Below are 443 nucleotides of genomic sequence, written 5' to 3'. Positions count from 1 at the left end.
TGTCTGTTAGTTCTGGTTTTATCTCCTGAAGCAGCTAAGTCGCTTACAAGCACCACAAGAATTTATCAGCGTCTTGTGTCTCCCTCATCACACCTGAAAGTAAAGTGCTAATGAGTCATTTCAACGCATGGATGCGTGAAAAGCTGTGACAGGGATGTCCCTTACACCGCGGTGACGTTCATATTGGCGATTTACTTGAGGAGTCAGTGTGATGTCGGGAGTGCCCTTTCTTTTGCATACTTGTTCTTTGGGCATCAAAGAAAAGTATGTCGTAGCCCATGGATGGGCGTCGAAACCTGTCAGGAGGACATATTAGCCTTACCCTCCTTGGCTGNCCCATGGATGGGCGTCGAAACCTGTCAGGAGGACATATTAGCCTTACCCTCCATGGCTCGTATCAAAGCGCATCCATGCGCTCCTCGTTCATTCTTTTGAAACGACGC

The organism is Pseudoalteromonas sp. HM-SA03 (assembly GCF_002289345.1).
GTDB lineage: Bacteria > Pseudomonadota > Gammaproteobacteria > Enterobacterales > Alteromonadaceae > Pseudoalteromonas.
The sequence above is the reverse complement of the archived record's forward strand: the minus strand, read 5'-3'. Positions refer to the sequence as shown.